This is a genomic window from Streptomyces sp. NBC_00620 (genome assembly GCF_026341825.1).
Taxonomy (GTDB): Bacteria; Actinomycetota; Actinomycetes; order Streptomycetales; family Streptomycetaceae; genus Streptomyces.
This window is the reverse complement of the sequence record NZ_JAPENY010000001.1, coordinates 2,467,825-2,486,346: the sequence shown is the minus strand read 5'-3', so window position 1 is coordinate 2,486,346 and position 18,522 is coordinate 2,467,825. Positions and strand designations below refer to the sequence as shown.

Annotated in this window: 17 protein-coding genes; 8 read left to right on the top strand and 9 right to left on the bottom strand. The window is 69.5% G+C overall.

Annotated features, from left to right (window positions below; genetic code table 11):
- Positions 1 to 60: 60 nt before the first annotated feature.
- Positions 61 to 648 carry a Uma2 family endonuclease gene (locus OG246_RS11530; protein ID WP_266459633.1) on the top strand — a complete coding sequence of 196 codons (588 nt, stop codon included), beginning with the start codon at positions 61 to 63 and terminating at the stop codon, positions 646 to 648.
- 63 nt (positions 649 to 711) lie between these two features.
- Positions 712 to 1,704 carry an aldo/keto reductase gene (locus tag OG246_RS11525; RefSeq protein WP_266459630.1) on the top strand — a complete coding sequence of 331 codons (993 nt, stop codon included), beginning with the start codon at positions 712 to 714 and terminating at the stop codon, positions 1,702 to 1,704.
- 189 nt (positions 1,705 to 1,893) lie between these two features.
- Here OG246_RS11525 and thpR read toward each other — a convergent pair whose 3' ends face one another.
- Positions 1,894 to 2,490 carry an RNA 2',3'-cyclic phosphodiesterase gene (gene thpR, locus OG246_RS11520; protein WP_266459628.1) on the bottom strand — a complete coding sequence of 199 codons (597 nt, stop codon included), beginning with the start codon at positions 2,488 to 2,490 and terminating at the stop codon, positions 1,894 to 1,896.
- Between the two features lie 47 nt (positions 2,491 to 2,537).
- Here thpR and OG246_RS11515 point away from each other — a divergent pair, with 47 nt between their 5' ends.
- Positions 2,538 to 2,702 (top strand): hypothetical protein, encoded by a 165-nt coding sequence (locus OG246_RS11515; protein ID WP_266459627.1) that lies wholly within the window; start codon positions 2,538 to 2,540, stop codon positions 2,700 to 2,702.
- A 95-nt stretch (positions 2,703 to 2,797) separates the two neighbouring features.
- Here OG246_RS11515 and tnpA read toward each other — a convergent pair whose 3' ends face one another.
- Positions 2,798 to 3,226 (bottom strand): IS200/IS605 family transposase, encoded by a 429-nt coding sequence (gene tnpA / locus OG246_RS11510; protein ID WP_266459625.1) that lies wholly within the window; start codon positions 3,224 to 3,226, stop codon positions 2,798 to 2,800.
- A gap of 23 nt (positions 3,227 to 3,249) precedes the next feature.
- On the opposite strand from tnpA, the gene OG246_RS11505 reads away from it, so the two are divergent.
- On the top strand, positions 3,250 to 4,530 hold the full coding sequence (locus OG246_RS11505; protein WP_266459623.1) for a transposase: 1,281 nt from the start codon (positions 3,250 to 3,252) through the stop codon (positions 4,528 to 4,530).
- A gap of 149 nt (positions 4,531 to 4,679) precedes the next feature.
- Here the strand turns inward: OG246_RS11505 and OG246_RS11500 are convergent, their stop codons facing one another.
- Both OG246_RS11500 and OG246_RS11495 read right to left on the bottom strand, forming a co-directional pair.
- Positions 4,680 to 5,954: an MFS transporter gene (locus tag OG246_RS11500; protein WP_323178290.1), complete on the bottom strand. Its 1,275-nt coding sequence runs from the start codon at positions 5,952 to 5,954 to the stop codon at positions 4,680 to 4,682.
- A gap of 163 nt (positions 5,955 to 6,117) precedes the next feature.
- Positions 6,118 to 6,555 carry a MarR family winged helix-turn-helix transcriptional regulator gene (locus OG246_RS11495; RefSeq protein ID WP_266459617.1) on the bottom strand — a complete coding sequence of 146 codons (438 nt, stop codon included), beginning with the start codon at positions 6,553 to 6,555 and terminating at the stop codon, positions 6,118 to 6,120.
- Positions 6,556 to 6,699: 144 nt separating this feature from the next.
- On the opposite strand from OG246_RS11495, the gene OG246_RS11490 reads away from it, so the two are divergent.
- Positions 6,700 to 6,882: a hypothetical protein gene (locus OG246_RS11490; RefSeq protein ID WP_054235178.1), complete on the top strand. Its 183-nt coding sequence runs from the start codon at positions 6,700 to 6,702 to the stop codon at positions 6,880 to 6,882.
- Positions 6,883 to 6,901: 19 nt separating this feature from the next.
- Here the strand turns inward: OG246_RS11490 and OG246_RS11485 are convergent, their stop codons facing one another.
- A complete protein-coding gene (locus tag OG246_RS11485) occupies positions 6,902 to 8,353 on the bottom strand; it encodes an NCS2 family permease (protein WP_266459613.1) in 1,452 nt (483 codons plus the stop codon).
- A 276-nt stretch (positions 8,354 to 8,629) separates the two neighbouring features.
- On the opposite strand from OG246_RS11485, the gene OG246_RS11480 reads away from it, so the two are divergent.
- Positions 8,630 to 8,905 (top strand): DUF2530 domain-containing protein, encoded by a 276-nt coding sequence (locus tag OG246_RS11480; RefSeq protein WP_266459611.1) that lies wholly within the window; start codon positions 8,630 to 8,632, stop codon positions 8,903 to 8,905.
- 155 nt (positions 8,906 to 9,060) lie between these two features.
- The gene (locus OG246_RS11475; RefSeq protein WP_266459608.1) at positions 9,061 to 11,466 is read left to right on the top strand and encodes an HAD-IC family P-type ATPase; all 2,406 of its coding nucleotides are present in this window, start codon (positions 9,061 to 9,063) and stop codon (positions 11,464 to 11,466) included.
- 24 nt (positions 11,467 to 11,490) lie between these two features.
- Here the strand turns inward: OG246_RS11475 and OG246_RS11470 are convergent, their stop codons facing one another.
- From OG246_RS11470 to OG246_RS11455, 4 genes are all read right to left on the bottom strand, one after another.
- Complete coding sequence (locus tag OG246_RS11470) at positions 11,491 to 12,432, bottom strand: hypothetical protein (protein ID WP_266459605.1); 942 nt, start codon at positions 12,430 to 12,432, stop codon at positions 11,491 to 11,493.
- Positions 12,433 to 12,753: 321 nt separating this feature from the next.
- Positions 12,754 to 13,530, bottom strand: coding sequence for a calcium-binding protein (locus OG246_RS11465; RefSeq protein ID WP_266459602.1), 777 nt, complete (start codon positions 13,528 to 13,530; stop codon positions 12,754 to 12,756).
- A gap of 264 nt (positions 13,531 to 13,794) precedes the next feature.
- Positions 13,795 to 16,962 carry a sacsin N-terminal ATP-binding-like domain-containing protein gene (locus OG246_RS11460; RefSeq protein WP_266459599.1) on the bottom strand — a complete coding sequence of 1,056 codons (3,168 nt, stop codon included), beginning with the start codon at positions 16,960 to 16,962 and terminating at the stop codon, positions 13,795 to 13,797.
- Positions 16,963 to 17,056: 94 nt separating this feature from the next.
- Entirely contained in the window at positions 17,057 to 17,767 is a 711-nt protein-coding gene (locus OG246_RS11455; RefSeq protein ID WP_266459597.1) for a PH domain-containing protein, read from the bottom strand.
- 123 nt (positions 17,768 to 17,890) lie between these two features.
- Between OG246_RS11455 and OG246_RS11450 the strand changes: the two genes are divergently transcribed.
- A complete protein-coding gene (locus tag OG246_RS11450; protein WP_266459595.1) occupies positions 17,891 to 18,388 on the top strand; it encodes an ATP-binding protein in 498 nt (165 codons plus the stop codon).
- Positions 18,389 to 18,522: the final 134 nt, after the last annotated feature.

The window sequence follows — 18,522 nt, the reverse complement described above, 5'->3', positions numbered from 1 at the left end:
GCGTATCGTTGTACTGCGCGGCCGCTCTCGACCGGGTGGCGGCCGGGGAGGAGTGCCACGATGACCGTCCTTGAAGACAGGATCGAGATGGCCGACGAGAGCGAAGAGCTCACGCTCGACGTGCTGTTCGAGCGCCTTGAGCACATGCCCACCCCCGAGGGATACAAGGTCGAGATCGTCGAGGGGGCCATCTTCATGTCGCCGCAGCGGGACACCCACTGGGAGATCATCCTGGATATCGTCGAGCAGTTGCGGACCAAGTACCCGCGCAAGCGCGTCAAGTCCGACGTGCGCGTCGACTACCCGGGACACCTCAACGGCTTCGCTTCGGACGTGACGCTCGTGGCCGAGGACGCCGCCAAGAGTTCCAAGGGGCTGTGGAGCTACCAGGACGTCGAGTTCGTCGCCGAGGTCATCTCCAAGGGGACGGGACCCAACGACTACGGCCCCAAGAAGACCGCGTACGCCACGGCAGAAGTCCCCGTCTACCTCATCGCCGACCCCTACCAGGGCAAGTGCCACCTCTACACCCAGCCCAAGGGCGACGACTACACCACCGAGACGACCGTCACCTTCGGCACGGACATGGATCTCACCCACACCCACCTCGGCCTCACCCTCAAGACCCACGAGTTCCCCCGCGACTGACTTCACCCCACCCCGCCAGCCACCCTTGCCTAGAGCGCACTCCACGTCGTTGGCTTGGTAGCCATGAAGTACACGCAGCTCGGACGCACGGGACTCAAGGTCAGCCGGCTCGTCCTCGGCACCATGAACTTCGGTCCGCAGACAGACGAGGCCGACAGCCACGCGATCATGGACGCGGCGCTGGACGCGGGTATCAACTACTTCGACACGGCGAACGTCTACGGGTGGGGCGAGAACAAGGGCCGCACCGAAGAGATCATCGGGAACTGGTTCGCCAAGGGCGGCGAGCGACGCGACAAGACCGTGCTCGCCACCAAGATGTACGGGAACATGGGCGTCGAGGGCGCCCCCTGGCCCAACCACGACAAGCTCTCCGCGCTCAACATCCGGCGAGCGGTGGACGCCAGCCTCAAGCGGCTCCAGACCGACTACATCGACGTCTACCAGTTCCATCACATCGACCGGGACACTCCCTTCGAGGAGATCTGGCAGGCGATCGACGTCCTGGTACAGCAGGGGAAGATCCTCTACGTGGGGTCCAGCAACTTCCCCGGTTACAAGATCGCCCAGGCCAACGAGATCGCTGCGAGGCGCGGCGGCACCATCGGTCTCGTCAGCGAGCAGTGCCTCTACAACCTCGCCGAGCGGCGCGCCGAGATGGAGGTCATCCCGGCCGCGCAGGAGTACGGGCTCGGGGTCATCCCGTGGTCGCCGTTGCAGGGCGGACTGCTCGGCGGGGTCATCAAGAAGGAGATCCAGGGCGGACGCCGGGCGAGCGGCCGGGCCGCCGACACCCTCGCCGACCCCACCGCACGCGCGCAGATCCAGGCGTACGAGGATCTGCTCGAGAAGCACGGCCTGGAACCCGGCGAAGCCGCCCTGGCCTGGCTGCTGACCCGCCCCGGCGTCACGGGCCCGATCGTCGGCCCACGCACCGCCGAACAGCTCGAGTCAGCGCTCCGCGCCGTCGAACTGGAACTGTCCGAGGATGTCCTGACGTCCCTGGACGAGATCTTCCCGGGGCCGGGGCCGTCTCCGGAGGCCTTCGCCTGGTGACGTAGCCAGCCCACGAGGGCACGGCGCACCGCCCGCGAGGGCACCGCGCAGGGGGCGGCGGCGGGCTACTGCCCGACCGCCGCCGCCACTGCCACCACGACGAACATCAGCACGAGCACACCGGCCATGATCCGATTACGAGTCTTTGGGTCCACGTGGTCGAGGTTAACCGGCCGCCGCCGGGCACCTTCAGCCGCCCGCCCCGAGCGGGGCCCGTGAGGCGGACGCCCCCAACGGCCACCGCGCCACCGTCTCGTAACGCGGCTGCTCCCCCGGCACCCCCGACCTGGGCAGATCGCTGCGTACGAGACACAGCTCCCCCACCGTCCACTCGCGCCCGGCGAAGGCGTCCAGAACAGTGACGTACGCCTCGAAGTCGGCGTCCGAGCGGCTGCGGGCCACTGTGAGGTGGGGCCGGTAGCGGCGGTGCGCCCCCATCGGGACGCCCGCCTTCCTGGCCGCCGCCTCCGCCCGGTCAGCGAGCAGCCGCAGGACGGGGACGTCACCCGACACCCCCGCCCACAACGCCCGCCCGCCGAAGTGGCCACCGCCGCGCAGTGCGAGGGCGAACGGGTCCGTACGGTGGGCCGCGCGCGCCAGCCGCTCCGACAGGTCCGGTACGACGTCCTCGTCGACCTCGCCGTAGAACGCGAGCGTGAAGTGCCACCCGGGGCGGCCGGTCCACCGCAGCGCCTGAGCCCCCGGCAACCCGCGCAACTCGTCCACCACCGAGCCGAGTTCACTCGTCACGTCCTCGGGTGGCAGCACAGCCGCGAAGAGTCTCATGACGTCACCCTTCCAGGGAATGGATCAACGGGCGACCCTCCCGGACGATGGAGGTATGCACGACGATCCTGTGGATCACCCTCCTCATGGGCGCCCTCGTCACCATCGGCTTCGTTCACCTCTTCGGGATGGAGAGCCTGCGCGCCCACGCGGGCGTGGTCTTCTCCCTCACCTTCACCGTGGGCGTGATGGTCCTCATCGTCTACCTCTGATCTTGGCCAGTGCTCCGCCCTTCGGGGCGGGGGTGAAGGCCATCCTTGGGTCGGAGGCGCGGAGCGCCGGAGTGCTCTGCGCCTCCGTGGTGACGTCAGGTGGGGCGTTGCTGGCTTTCGATGTACTGCTTGACGGCGGTCAGGGGTGCCCCGCCGCATGATCCTGCGAAGTAGGAGCCGGACCAGAAGTGTCCGCCCCACAGGTACCGGCGGACGTGGCTGTCGTACTCCTGGCGGAGTCTGCGGGAGCTGACGCCCTTGAGGGAGTTGACCAGCTTGGAGAGCTGGACTTTGGGCGGGTAGTGCACGAGCAGGTGGATGTGGTCCTGTTCGCCGTTGAACTGTTTCAGCTCGGCCTCGAAGTCGGTGCAGACCTCCCGCATGATCTCCTCGGTGCGGGTCAGCATGGCGTCGGTGAACGCCTTCCGCCGGTACTTCGTGACAAAAACCAAGTGAACGTGCAGGTTATAGACAACGTGACGACCGGTTCTGACATCGGGATTAGGGTTCCAGCGCGGTGACATAAACCAATGCTATTTTGTCGACTATGAGTCAAGGCGCTCTGGTCAAGCGGCAGTTCGGGCATCGTGCCCGGCTTGCGCTGTCTCCTGCCGGAGTTCGCGCAGCGGATGACCAGGCGCACGCGGCCCGCACGATGTGGAACCTTCTCCACGCGTGGTGGCAGATGATGCCGAAGGGGAAGCGGACGCCCGCGAACGCGGACGCCGCGATCCGCCAGGCCCGTCAGGACATCGATTTCCTGGCAGTCCTGCCCGCCCAGGCCGCGCAAGCGGTCCTCAAGACGTACTTCCAGGCTTGGAAGAGCTGCTGGGAGGGCCGCGCGGACGCCCCGAACTTCAAGGGCCGCATCCGCACGGTGATGTCCGTGGACATCCCGCAGGGCCGGGACCTGAACATCACCCGCGTGCACCGACGCTGGGGCATGGTCAACATTCCCAAGGTGGGCCGGGTCCGCTTCCGCTGGACGAAAGACCTGCCGGTGGGCAAGCACGCAGGCGCGGAGAACCGGATCACCGGGGCCCGGCTGGTCAAGGACGCGCTCGGCTGGCACATCGCCTTCCGCGTCCAGACCCTTCAGGGCAAACCCGATCCCCACCAGGGGCCGGACGTCGGCATCGACGTGGGCGTCACCGTGCCCATAGCCCTCTCGGACGGCGAAACGTACGAGCACGGCGAATGGCTGACGGACAAGGAGAGGGCCAGGCTTCTGCACCTGGAGCAGCGCGCCGCCCGGCGCAAGCAGCATCGCAAGCCCGGCGCGCGCACCAGCCGCCGGCTGCACCGCACCTATGACCAGATCGCAGGACTCCGCGCGAAAGCCAAGCGCCGGGCCCTGGACTGGCAGCACAAGACGACCACCGTCATCGCCCGCACATACGGCACCGTGGTGGTCGAAGCACTCGCCATCACGAACATGGTCAAGTCGGCCAGGGGAACCATCGAGGAACCGGGGAAGAACGTCGCCCGGAAGTCCGGGCTGAACCGCTCCATCAGCGGGGAGGCTTGGGGCCGGACGGTCACCATGCTGACGTACAAGACCGCCCGACTCGGCGGCACCCTGGCCAAGGTCCCCGCTCCCCACACGTCCCGCCGCTGTTCCGCGTGCGGCTTCACCACGCCCGACAGCAGGGAGTCCCAGGCCGTGTTCGTGTGCAGGAACCCGGACTGCGGATGGTCGGGTAACGCCGACCACAACGCGGCCCGGAACGTCTTGCACCTGTACCGGATGGGCCTCGCGCTCATCCCGGCTGCCGGGAGGGCAGTCGTCAGGCGCGCGAAGCGCGTCAAGCCCGCTGCCGCAAGGTAAGCAGGAATCTCCCGGCCTCAGCCGGGAGAGCACTTCAAGAGTTCAACTACCCGTTCAGCGGGCGGAGCGCTCAAGGTCGGCCCGACGGCGTTCGAACTGGCCCTTGAGCGCATACAGCTGGGTCACCTGACCCGGCCCCACGCGCCGGGTCACGCCGCCGTGGCCAGCCGCTCCCGCTCCTCCCTCGGTACGAAGCGGACGTGCGGGTGGCCGTGGTTCCAGCCCAGGGAGAGGCGGAGGTCGCCGAGGCGTGCCAGGACCAGGCCGATGGTGAGCGCCGAGAGCGTCGAGATCACGCCGCCGAGGGCGAAGCCGATGCGCGGGCCGTAGGCGTCGGTGACCCAGCCGACGAGGGGCGCCCCCAGGGGCGTACCGCCCATGAAGACCATCATGAACAGGGCCATGACGCGGCCGCGCATGGCGGGGTCGGTGGCCATCTGGACCGAGGTGTTCGCGGTGACGTTGACCGTCAGACCGAAGAGGCCGATCGGGACCATGAGGAGGGCGAAGAGCCAGAGCGAGGGGGCCGCGGACGCCACCACCTCCAGGACACCGAAGGCCACCGCCGCGGCGATCAGGACGCGCAGGCGGGCCGTGCCGCGGCGGGCGGCGAGCAGCGCGCCGGCCACGGAGCCGACCGCCATCAGCGTGTTGAAGAGGCTGTACGCGCCGGCGCCCGCGTGGAAGATGTCGTCCGCGTAGGCCGAGAGCCAGACCGGGAAGTTGAAGCCGAAGGTGCCGATGAAGCCGACGAGGACGATCGGCCAGATCAGCTCGGGACGGTTCGCGACATAGCGCAGGCCCTCGCGGAGCTGGCCCTTGGCGCGCGGGGCGCGCTTGACGAACTGCAGATCGCGGGTGCGCATCAGCAGCAGGCCCGCGACGGGGGCGACGAACGACAGGCCGTTGAAGAGGAACGCCCAGCCCGTGCCCACGCCGGTGATCAGCAGGCCCGCGACGGCGGGGCCGATCAGGCGGGCGGACTGGAAGTTGGCGGAGTTGAGGCTGACCGCGTTCTGCAGCTGGTCCGGGCCGACCATCTCGGAGACGAAGGACTGGCGGGCCGGGTTGTCGACGACCGTGACAAGGCCCGCGACGAAGGCGGCCAGGTAGACGTGCCAGACCTCGACGTGTCCGGAGAGGGTGAGGAAGGCGAGCGCGAGGCCGGTGATGCCCATGGCCGTCTGGGTGGCAAGGAGGGTCGGGCGCTTGCGGAGACGGTCGACGAGGACGCCGCCGTACAGCCCGAACAGCAGCATCGGCAGGAACTGCAGCGCGGTGGTGATACCGACCGCGGCGGACGAGCCGGTCAGGCTCAGCACCAGCCAGTCCTGGGCGATGCGCTGCATCCAGGTGCCGGTGTTGGAGACGACCTGGCCCATGAAGAACAGGCGGTAGTTCCGGACCTTCAGCGAGCTGAACATCGACGAGCGGGTGTCGGGGGCGGGTGGGGAGTCGTGGGTGGCTGGTGCGGGGGCGGAGTCTGCTCCGGGTCCCGAACTCAAAAGGGCTCGCCTCCTAGGCGTACGTCGGACGTCGTCGTCCTGGGGCGTGCAGGACGACGACGTCCTGGCACTACGGCTTGGGTCAGATCTGTGCGAGCTTCTCCAGGACGGGAGCGGCCTCGCGGAGCTTGGCCCACTCGTCCTCGTCGAGACCCTCGGCCAGGCCGGCCAGCCACGCGTTCCGCTTGCGGCGGCTCTCTTCGAGGATGGCCTCGGCCTGCTCGGTCTGTGTGACGACCTTCTGGCGCCGGTCGTCGGGGTGCGGCTCCAGCCTGACCAGTCCCTTCGCTTCGAGCAGCGCGACGATGCGGGTCATCGAGGGCGGCTGCACATGCTCTTTGCGGGCGAGTTCGCCCGGGGTGGCGTTGCCACAGCGGGCGAGGGTGCCGAGCACCGAGATCTCGGTGGGGCTCAGCGACTCGTCGACCCGTTGGTGCTTGAGCCGGCGCGACAGCCGCATGACTGCGGAGCGGAGGGAGTTCACGGCGGCAACGTCGTCGCCATGGGTGAGGTCAGGCATGTTCCTTAGCGTAACTCATTACTCTCCCTAAAGACCACCGGAGTGCCCCCGAAACCGGAAACTGAATCTTTACGTCACTCATATGAGTGAGCCGGATCCGGAAAGTGACCCCTCGCCCGGCGAGGTAAGGCGACCCTCGACTGCATGGGGACCAGCGTGCTCAGCCTGCGGATAGACGGGGAGCTGCTCGACCGGCTCCGACACCACGCCGCCAAACGCGGAATGAGCGTCCAGGACTATGTGGTCCGGACGCTCATCCGCGACGACTTCGACGAGCGGTTCCAGACCGCGGTCGAGGAGACGGAGAAGTTCTACGGGGTCACGTGAGCGGCCCCCGTACGGCCGCTTACGTCAGGCCCAGCGCCGGCATCAGGTAGTAGAACCCGAACACCGCCGCCACCACGTACATCGCGACCGGCACGTCACGGCCGCGCCCCGCCGCCAGGCGCAGCACCACGAAGGTGATGAAGCCGAAGCCGATGCCGTTCGTGATCGAGTACGTGAACGGCATCATCAGCATGGTGACGAAGGCCGGGATGGCGATCGTGTAGTCCGCCCAGTCGATCTCCTTGACCGACCCCGCCAGGATCATGAAGCCGACCGCGAGCAGCGCGGGGGTGGCCGCCTGCGACGGGACCATGGTGGCGACGGGGGTCAGGAAGAGCGCGACGGCGAAGAGCGCGCCGGTGACGACGTTCGCGAAGCCGGTGCGCGCGCCCTCGCCGACGCCCGCCGTGGACTCCACGAAGCAGGTGGTGGCGGAGGAGGAGCTGGCGCCGCCCGCGGCGACCGCGATGCCGTCGACGAAGAGGACCTTGTTGATGCCGGGCATGTTGCCCTGGGCGTCGGTCAGCTTGGCCTCGTCGCTGACGCCCATGATCGTGCCCATCGCGTCGAAGAAGCACGACAGCAGCACGGTGAAGACGAAGAGGACGCCGGTCAGCACGCCGACCTTGCCGAAGCCGCCGAAGAGGCTGACCTTGCCGACGAGCCCGAAGTCCGGGGTGGCGACCGGGTTGCCGGGCCACTCCGGGGTGGTCAGGCCCCAGGACGGGATGTCGGCGACGGCGTTGATGATCACCGCGAGGACGGTCATCGTGACGATCGAGATGAGGATCGCGCCGGACACCTTGCGCACCATCAGCGCGAGTGTGAGGAGCGTGCCGAGGATGAAGATCAGGACGGGCCAGCCGTTGAGGTGACCGTCGCTGCCGAGCTGGAGCGGGACCGTGGTCTGCGCGATGTCCGGGATGCGCGAGACGAAACCGGAGTCGACCAGGCCGATCAGCATGATGAACAGGCCGATACCGATCGCGATGGCCTTGCGCAGACCCAGCGGCACGGCGTTCATGACGCGCTCACGCAGACCGGTGGCGACCAGGAGCATCACGACGATGCCCGCGAGGACCACCATGCCCATGGCGTCCGGCCATGACATCCGCGGCGCGAGCTGGAGCGCGACAACCGTGTTCACACCGAGACCGGCGGCCAGCGCGATCGGCACGTTGCCGATGACACCCATCAGGAGCGTGGTGAACGCCGCGGTCAGCGCGGTCGCGGTGACCAGCTGGCCGTTGTCCAGCTGGTGCCCGTACATGTCCTTCGCGCTGCCCAGGATGATCGGGTTCAGCACGATGATGTAGGCCATCGCGAAGAAGGTGGCGAAACCGCCGCGGATCTCGCGCGGCAGCGTGCTGCCCCGCTCGGAGATCTTGAAGTAGCGGTCGAGGGCACCCTGCGCGGGCCGGGGTTCCGGCTGCTCCGGGGTGGGGGCCTTGGTGGCGGCCGAGGTGGACATGCGTGACCTCATACGTGCGGGGGCCAGGTGGCCAGTGGGCGCCGGGCGGGGACGGCGCCGGGCTGGGAACTTGATCGAGTCTGGCTGTCGTGTGATCACCAACGGGTTTCCGAGAGGTTTCCGTTGTTGTTTCGTACGAATAGAAAGAGCCAGACTCAGGCGGTTTCAGTATGAACATATGAGGTCGAATTCGCTATCTCCGCGCGTAGACCCTTGGTATACAAGGACCTTCCACGCCCCGAAGAGGACACGGACGCCCTCTCGTAAGCTGTCCCCATGGCGAAGTGGACCCCCAAGCACGAGGCGCCGGAGCCCCTGGAGGGGCCCGTCGTCGCCACCATCACAGGCCTCACGATTCTCTGGTTCGTCCTCTTCCTGGTGCAGCTGCCGTTCTACGGCTGGTTCGACGACCACGGGCACACCTGGTGGGTGTGGACGTGCCTGGCCGGCGCGGGTCTCGGCCTGATCGGCATCTGGTACGTCCGGGGCCGGGAGGCCGCGCTGAAGCGGGACGCGGCGCTCAAGGCCGACGCCGACTCTCCTGCGGAGTAGGCCGACTCCCCCCGCCGGGTAGGCCGTCTCCCCCGCCGAGTGACGGGCCCCGCCTACAACCACGGCATCATTGACCGCCGCCCCCGTCCTCCCCTGGTCGGATCTTTCGGGCACTCAGCGGGTGAAGCCGTATATCCGCACGTACCGTCGAACGCATGACGCACATCGACGCGGGCGCCGAACTCGATCCCGTTCACCCCGTGCCCATACCCGCCTCCCCCGCGGAGCGGGCGCTGGGGCTGTCCGCCGCAGAGGTGGCCGAGCGGGTGGCGCGCGGCGAGGTGAACGACGTTCCGGTGCGCAGCAGCCGCTCCGTGAGCGAGATCGTCCGCGCCAACGTCTTCACCCGGTTCAACGCGATCATCGGCGTGCTCTGGCTGATCATGCTGTTCGTGGCGCCGTTCCAGGACAGCCTGTTCGGGTACGTCATCCTCGCCAACACCGGGATCGGCATCATCCAGGAGTGGCGGGCCAAGAAGACCCTGGACTCGCTGGCGGTGATCGGCGAGGCGAAACCGACCGTACGCAGGGACGGGATCGCCGCACAGGTCAGCACGTCGGAGATCGTGCTCGGGGACCTGATCGAGATCGGGCCCGGGGACAAAATCGTCGTCGACGGCGATTGCGTGGAGGCCGACGGACTGGAGATCGACGAGTCGCTGCTCACCGGTGAGGCGGATCCGGTGATCAAGCAGCCCGGCGACCAGGTGATGTCGGGCAGCTTCGTCGTCGCGGGCGGCGGCGCGTTCACGGCGACGAAGGTGGGCCGGGAGGCGTACGCGGCGCAGCTCGCGGAGGAGGCGTCACGGTTCACGCTCGTCCACTCCGAGCTGCGGACGGGTATCTCCACGATCCTCAAGTACGTGACGTGGATGATGATCCCGACGGCGATCGGCCTGATCATCAGCCAACTGGTGGTCAAGCAGAACGACTTCAAGGACTCCGTCGCCCGCACCGTCGGCGGGATCGTGCCGATGGTCCCGGAGGGGCTGGTCCTCCTCACCTCCGTCGCCTTCGCGATCGGGGTCATCCGGCTTGGCCGGAAACAGTGCCTGGTGCAGGAGCTGCCCGCCATCGAGGGGCTCGCGCGCGTCGACACCGTCTGCCTCGACAAGACGGGCACCCTCACCGAGGGCGGCATGGACGTCACCGAGGTGCGCCCGCTGGGCGGCAGCGACGAGGCTTACGTACACAAGGTCCTCGGCTCGCTCGGCGAGTCGGACCCGCGGCCGAACGCGTCCCTGAAGGCGATCATCGACGCCTACCCGGACAGCGAGGACTGGCGCTGCACGGAGTCGCTGCCCTTCTCCTCGGCCCGCAAGTACAGCGGGGCGTCGTTCAGCGAGGGCAACGGGGAAACGAGCACATGGCTCCTCGGCGCCCCCGACGTGCTGCTGTCCGAAGGGGACCCGGCGCTCGCCGAGACCGAGCGGCTGAACGAGGAGGGGCTGCGGGTGCTGCTGCTCACCCGGGCCACCAGGGACCTCGACGATCCCGCCGTCAAGGAAGGCTCGAAGCCCACCGCCCTGGTCGTCCTGGAGCAGCGGCTGCGCCCGGACGCGGCGGACACCCTGCGGTACTTCGAGGAGCAGAACGTCAAGGCCAAGGTCATCTCCGGCGACAACGCGGTGTCGGTGGGCGCGGTGGCCGGGAAGCTCGGGCTCACCGGCAAGGTCGTGGACGCGCGCCAACTGCCCGCCGATCAGGCGGAGATGGCGAAGTCACTGGACAAGGGCACGGTGTTCGGGCGGGTCACCCCGCAGCAGAAGCGGGACATGGTGGGCGCGCTGCAGTCGAACGGGCACACCGTGGCGATGACCGGCGACGGCGTGAACGACGTACTGGCCCTGAAGGACGCCGACATCGGGGTCAGCATGGGCTCGGGCTCCGAGGCGACCCGCGCCGTGGCCCAGATCGTGCTGCTCAACAACAGCTTCGCGACGCTGCCTTCGGTGGTCGCGGAGGGCCGCAGGGTGATCGGGAACATCACCCGGGTCGCGACCCTCTTCCTGGTGAAGACGGTCTACTCGGTGCTGCTGGCCATCCTGGTGGTGTGCTGGCAGGTCGAATACCCGTTCCTGCCCCGCCACTTGACCCTGCTGTCCACGCTGACGATCGGTGTACCGGCGTTCTTCCTCGCCCTCGCCCCGAACACGGAGCGGGCGAGGCCCCACTTCGTACGCCGGGTCATGCGGTACTCGATCCCGGGGGGCGTGATCGCGGCGGTGGCCACGTTCATCACGTATCTGACCGCCCGTCACCACTACAGCGGTACCGGCGCGTTGGACGCGGAGACGAGCGCCGCGACACTGACGCTCTTCCTGATCTCGATGTGGGTGCTGGCGATCGTCGCCCGGCCGTACACCTGGTGGCGGGTCGCCCTGGTCGCGACGATGGGCGCGGGGTTCCTGCTGGTGCTCGTCGTGCCGTGGCTGCAGGACTTCTTCGCGCTGAAGCTGGTCGGGGCGACGATGCCGTGGATCGCGGTGGGCATCGCGGCGGTGGCGGCGGCCGCCCTGGAGTTCGTGTGGAAATGGGTCGACCGCCGCTTTCCGGCCTAGCGGTACTGCAGGTACTGCAGGTGGTTACTCGACGTCGACGTAGTCACCGGCGGTGGTGACCGCGGCGGTGCTCGCGATGCCCGCGAAGGTGAAGCGGTAGTAGCCGTCGACCCCGGCCTTGACCGTGGTCTTCAGCGCGCCGCCCGCGGCCGACTTGATGCCCTTGACGTTGGTGTAGGTGGTGGTGCCCGCCTTGCGGAACTGCAGCACCACCGACTGGCCGCTGAGGCCGACGTACTTGTTCGTCTCCCAGTCGGCGCGGGTCAGCTTGCCGGTGACCGTGATGGTCTTGCCCTTCAGCACCGGCTCCGGCGCGGCGTTGACCGTCAGCTTCGACAGCCGCTGGACCTTGGGAGAGGTGAAGCCGCCCTGGTCGGCGACGCCGACCTTGGTGATGTCGAAGGTGGAGCTCGACGGGTCCTGGCCGTTGTACGCGACGGCGAAACCGGCGGCCTTCCACGTGCCGGCGTCGGAGTTGATCAGGTAGCCCTCGTTGGCGCGGATGTCGATCTTGGCCACGCAGGAAGCGGTCGTCGACGAGGTGGGGGTGCAGGTGCCCGGGGCGTCGCCCCACAGCTCGTTGTCCGCGTTGCCGAAGGTGCCCTTGTAGAGGTACGGGCCGTTGAGGAAGTCCGCGGCCGTGATGTCGACGTCGGCGGCGTGGGTCAGGGTGTACGTGACCGGCACGACGTTGTGGGTGGTGGCGCCGACGACGATCGCCTTGCCCTTGTTCACCTTGATGTTGGAGAAGGTGACGTCGAGGGCGTACGGCTCGTCCACGGCCGCGGCTGAGGTGCTGAACGCGCTCTTGCCGGAGTCTGCGGCGCGGGCGGCCTCCAGCACCTTGGCGACGTCCGCGCGGTAGGTGGAGGCGGAGCCGGAGTCGGCGGCGTGCGCGCCGGGTACGACGAAGGCGGAGAGGGCCAGGGCACCGGTGACGGCGGCCACAGTGGCTCGTATGCGCATGTGTTCCCCACGTGAAAGGGGCCCCGGGCTCTGGTCGTTACTACGGCTCGTCGTCGGCGCGGGACCCAAATGATTGTGGAGCCTGTTGGCTCACATGAGGAGATGCGCGACAGGGGGTGAAAGGTTGTACGAGTGTTGCGAATTTTTGTCGCACATGACCAATGGCCCCCGGGGGAAACCCGGGAGCCATCGGCAAGGCACTTCCACTTCACGTCCGGCTACTTGCCGTTCGGCCAACTCACCTGCGCCTAGCGCGAGTTCGACCGGGCCTGCCGCAAGTTCGACGGGACCTGCCGCAGGTTCAACCGGTCGCGAGTGCGACTACCTGACGTCGATGTAGTCGCCCGCGGCGCTGACGCCCGCGGTCGTCGTGATGCCCGCGTAGGAGTAGCGGTAGTAGCCGTCGACCGAGGCCTTGACCGTGGTCTTCAGGGCGCCCGTCGAGGTCGACTTGATGCCCTTGACGTTGGTGTAGGTGGTGGTGCCCGCCTTGCGGAACTGCAGGGCCACCGACTGGTTGGCGAGGGCCACGTTCTTGCCCGTCTCCCAGTTGGCGCGGGTCAGCTTGCCGGTGACCGTGATGGTCTTGCCCTTCACCACCGGCTCGGGGGCGGCGTTGACCGTCAGCTGGGAGGCACGCTGGACCTTGAAGCTGCCCGCGTTCTCCTTCCAGACGTAGTTGGAGTCGTCGCCGTTGGCGTCGACCCACGCGTCGACGACCCAGTTGCCCGCCTCGTTGTTGAAGACGTCGGCCAACCGCGGGTCGACGCTGTAGGTCGCCGTGCAAGTGGAGGTCGTGGCGCTGGTGCTGGAGACCACGCACTTCGCCGCCGCGGACGTGGAGATGAGAAGGCCGTCGTTCGGACCGTAGAGGTCGATCTCGGCACCGGCGATGCCCTGGTCGTCCGTCGCCGTGACGGACACCGTGAACTTCTTGACCGTCGCCGCTCCGACGACGACGTTCTTGCCGCCGTTCACCACGACCTTGGTGATCTTGGTGTCGCCCTCGACGCCGTCGGCGAAGGCCGCGGGCGCCAGCGCGGCGCCGGCCACCGTGAAGGCCGCGAGCAGGGCAACGGTAGTGGTGCGCTTCCGCACAGTTTCCCCCAGTGGAAACAGGGGCCCTGGTGTGGTCGTTCCTGACGGCTCGTCGTCACACGGGGCCCAAGTGATCGTGGAGTCTGATGACTCGAGTGATCAGATGTTCGACAGGGGCGAATGGTTGTGCGGATGTGCAGATTTCGTGCGCGTGTTTTCGGCCACCTCCTGGACGCGCCCAAGACGCGCCCCGGAGTCGCCCCGGAGTCGCCCCTGAATTCAGCCGGGACTCAGCCAGGAACTCAGCCAGGACTCGACCGGGACTCAGTCGAACCAGCGGTCCCGCTCCAGCTCCTCCGTCCGCGACGGGTCCTCGAGGAGGGCCGCGACCTCGAAGCGGCGCGGCCACTGCCCGGCCGTCCAGGCGAGAGCGGCGGCGACACCCTCCAGGGTGGCGGCGTGCAGCACCCCGTCCCGGGTACGGCGCCAGTCCAACTCGACGCCGTCGACGATGAGTTCCTCGTGCTCGACGTACGACGCCGGGGTGGCGGGACCGAGCAGCAGCCGCACCGACTCCGGCACCTCGTGCTCGGTGCCCTCCGAATCGACCTCGCCCGTCACCGACTCGCTGAGGCGCCGCACCTGGAACAGCTCGGCGAGCTCGGCGGCCCGCGCCGGCCGTACGGGGAGCAGCGGCACGCCGCTCGTGAAGGGCAGCAGGTCGGGTGAGTCCACGACCATGGCGTCGGCCGCGTCCACCACGGTCACCTGCCCGTCGACCACGGCCCGCAGCTCGTCCGGCAGGGTGACCTGCTCGGGGTCGAGGTCGGCCAAGGCGCCGTAGAGGGCGTGCAGTTGGGCGCCGGACACCTCACGGTCGGGGTCGGCCAGGCGGTCCAGGAGCTCGGCCGCGCCGCCGGGTTCGTCGAGGAGGGCGGCCACGGAGGTCCGTACGCCCAGCGCCCTCAGTACCTGCTCGTCCTCGAAACCGCTCGCGTCGGCGGCGTCGTAGAGACCGTGCAGCAGCGGGTCGCCGCCGGCCGACCGCAGCCCGGCCGGGCGACGCCCGTCCAGGACGGGGTGACCGCGCAGCCACCAGGCCGTGTACGGCCGTACGGTCTCGTGCGTCCCGTCCGGCAGCAGCAGCCGCACCGGCTGGGTCAGCGCGTCCCGCAGGGGCGGCCGGGACAGCAGAGCGAGTGCCTGCGGCCAGTGCTCGTCGTCGACGAGATCCAGGTCCCGTACGGCGACGATCTCGGTGGCGACGGGCGGCACAGGTGTGTCGGGCAGCCGGTCGAGGATGTCCTCGCACCACACGTCGACGGCGTCCAGGAGACCCGCGTCGTCGGGCTCCGCGAAGTCCGAGTCGCGCGGCTCCAGTTCGTCCGGGTCCAGGACGACATCGGTGGCGCGTACGAGGGTGAAGTTGGCGAGGACTCCACAGGCGGCCAGCGGCTGCTCGCCCCAGCGCTCGGCCAGTTCGGCGTCGACGAAGGCCAGTTCGTCCTCGCGCATGACCTGGGCGAACGGGCTGCCGGGCAGGACCAGTTCGCCCGCGGGCACCAGTTCCCCCTCCTCGTCGGGGAGGGCGAGGGCGCCGAGCCAGGGCTCGTCGCCGGGTTCGAGACCTGCGCCGCGGACGAGTGCGAGGACGGTGTCGGCCAGTTCCTCGGCGTCCGGGGCGTCCTCGTCCCAGCCGCCGCCCTCGTCGTCGAGCGAGGCCGCGACGGCGGCACGCACCTGCGGGGTGGTGAGGACCGCGCGGGGGGTGGCCGGGAGGGCGCCCAGCTTCTCCAGGAGCGGATGGGCGGCGTCCGGGTGGGCGACCTTGAGGCCGAGCCGGGCGAGGGTGTCGGGGGCGGCGGTCCGGTCGTCGTCGGCAAGGGGCAGCAGGACCTGCCGGGGGCCGATGGTCGTACGGCCGTCGGCGAGCGGCACGGGCAGCCCGGAGAGCCGGTCGGGGTCTACGCCGGCGAGGCTGTCGTACAGCCGCCGCCACCAGCCCGGGTCCTTCTCCAGACCCGCCAGCCGGTCCACGGCCTCGGTGAGCGGGACCCTGGCGACGCCCAAGGTCCGCAGTTCCGCCCGGCGTTCGAGCCCGGCGGGCAGCAGGCTGGGCAGCACCTCGGCGAGCACACCGACGGTCTCGGCACCGGCGCCCTCGACGACCTCGGCGTCACGGGGGCGCAGGGCGGCGGGGTTCTCCGCGGTGCCGGTACCGGCGTCGGGCCAGTCGACGGGGGTCTCGGGGACGGCGGTGTCCGGCGGGGCGGCGGGCGGCAGGAACGCGGTGCGCGGCAGCCGCTCCAGGATCGCCTGCCGCAGGGAACCGTCCAGTTCGCCCTTGCCGAGCGGGCCCGGCACGAGGTCGATGATCCCCGCGTCCACCGGGCGCCAGGCGGCGAGCAGTTCGGCGTACGCGTCGGCCGCGCGCTCCACGATGAAGCCGGTCAGGGGGCCGGGGGCCGCGTGGCGGCGGGTGGTGTCCAGCGGGAGTGAGGCGATCAACAGCGCCGGTACGCCCAGGGGTTCGTCGCTCGGCGTGGGCGCGTGCACGACGGGGCTGGTGCGGGGGCGGGCCGGGGCGCCGTCGGCGTCCACGGGGACGGCCCAGGTCACGGACCAGTGCGGGCGCAGCCGTTCCTCGACCGGGCGGTCGGCGAGCAGGGCGGGTTCGAGGGCGCCGTGGCGGGCGACGGTGCGCCAGCGGGTGGTGCCGTCGCGGGAGTCCTCGATGACGGCGCCGTGCTCGTCGGCGCGGCGGCGCAGCGTACGGACTTCGTTGTCACCGCTCTCGACGACGACCTCTTCGAGGCCGGGCAGGGCGAGGAGCAGCGCGTCGTCGAGGTTCTGGAGGAGGCGTTCGGCGAGGTCCTGGGCGGCGGGGTCGCGCAGGGGGAGGATCACGGCCGTGTCGTACGTGTCCGGGGCGGTGCCCTCGGCGGCGAACGGCAGCCGGAGCAGGGGCACATGGCCGTCGCGGCGGCGGATCTCGTCGCCCAGGCCCGGGCTGTGCCGGGCGGTTTCGGAGGCCAGTTCGCGGGCCTCGGCGAGGGACCAGCGGACGCCGCCGTGCCGGCCGACCACGGCGGGCTCGTCGGTCACCGCGAGAACGGCGGCGAAGCCGACGCCGAAGCGGCCGACAGCCGTGTCGGAGGCGTCCCGCTTCGCGGAGGCGCGGAGGGTGGAGAGCGACTCGACGCCCGTCGCATCGAGGGGGGCGCCGGTGTTGGCCGCGACAAGTGCGCCGTCGCGGAGGGTGAGCCTGAGGCGGCCGGGGACCCCGGCGCGGGCCGCGGCGTCGGCGGCGTTCTGGGCGAGCTCGACCACCAGGCGGTCCCGGTACCCGCCGAGTACGAGGTCCTCCTCGGCGTTGGCGTCCTCGCGGAACCTGGCCGGGCTGGTCGCCCAGGCGTCCAGCACACCCCGCCTGAGACGGGCGGTCCCGAACGGGTCGGCACCCTGGGCTGCGGGCCGCACGAACTTGCTCACTGTGGCTCTCCTCATCGGCGTGACGATGAAGGTACCGCGAGGCGGCACCGGGCGCCCCGCCAGCCCACGCCGAGGTCGAGCCGCCCGGCGAACGCTAGGCGTGACCCGGGGAACGCCGGGCGGCGAGGGTCTCGCCGAGACGGTCCAGGAGGAGAAAGAAGACGGGGAGGCAGAGGAGCGGGATGCCCAGGAGGAGCAGGAACGAGAGCGTGGGCCCGTCGGTGAAAATCATCCAGAAGTCGCGGACGAACAGGGCGACCACGACGACCACGCTGGCGCCGAACGCCCGCTGCCATGCCGTGCGGCGTCGCGCCCCTCGCCGGATGCGCTCCTCCACCTCGGGCCGCGTCTCAAGGGACGTGAGCCCGAGCCGTACGGCGGTGGCGCACAGGTCGGCGGCCTCGGCGATCGGGTCGTCCAGCTGAAGCTCGTCGAGGTGGGGGAGGCGAACCCGGCGCCCGTCGGTGCGGTAGAGATACGCCGGCCAGCGGGGGCTGCTCCACCTGTTGTTCTCGAGCCGGATGCCGTAGATCTCGGTCCAGGCCCAGGTGCGGGTGCGCAACGGCCCTCGTACGGTGATCCCGTCGGCCGTGACGAACGTCCGTACCCGCCACTGCTCCAGGGCCACCCGGACACCGACGAACAGCCAGAGAGCCGGGACCATCGTGCCCGAGGCCTTCAGTCCGGACAGCGTCGTCGCGTTCAGTACTCCGATGGCGACTATCACCGCCACGGCCACCAGGCTGACGTACACAGTCGGCACAACCCGCCGCCCGCGGTACTCCCGCTCGATCCCGTCGTTCATCGCAACTCCCCCGCTTTCAAGGCCCTGCATGGCAGACGTATGAGGGCGGGGGGATGTTATATCCGGTCTCTGTGAAGGCGTCCGGGCCAGAGTGCGCCGGTCAGATCCGGGAGCCCCTTCAGCGTGCCGCTGTCCTCCACGCCACGCGGAGCCTGTATCGCCCGCCTGCTCGCCACGGAGCAACTCCGCGACTGGGGCCTCCCGTTGGACCCGATGGCGCACATCGTGGCGGATCTGGCGGCGAACGCGGTCACGCACGGTCGGGTCCCGGGCCGGGACTTCCGGCTCACGCTCTACGTCGTCGGCGACACCCTCCGTATCGAGGTCACGGACACGAGGGGTGAGCGTGCCCCGCAGGCTCAACACCCCGCCACCGACGCGGAGTCGGGCCGGGGCCTGCTTCTCGTGGACGCCCTCGCCGACCGCTGGGGCACGAACACGGGTCCGCACCCTCGCAAGACCGTATGGGCCGAAGTCACCCTCCCGTCGCCGTCACCACCGAAGCTCAGCCCTCTGAGCTCCGGTGACGCGGGCGGTCTCTCCAAAGAACCAACGGGGAGAAAGAACCCTCACCAAGCCCCACCCCTCCCGCCCGCAGCGCAAACTCACTCGCGCGAGTGAACATCGCCAACTCAGCTGGATTCGGGACCGGTTGCCTGCCCTACGCTCAGCGCGACAAGCACGGACAACCGCAGACATACGACGGCCCTCGCAGGGACTGGCATCCCAATGCGAGGGCCTGACCACCAAGGAAG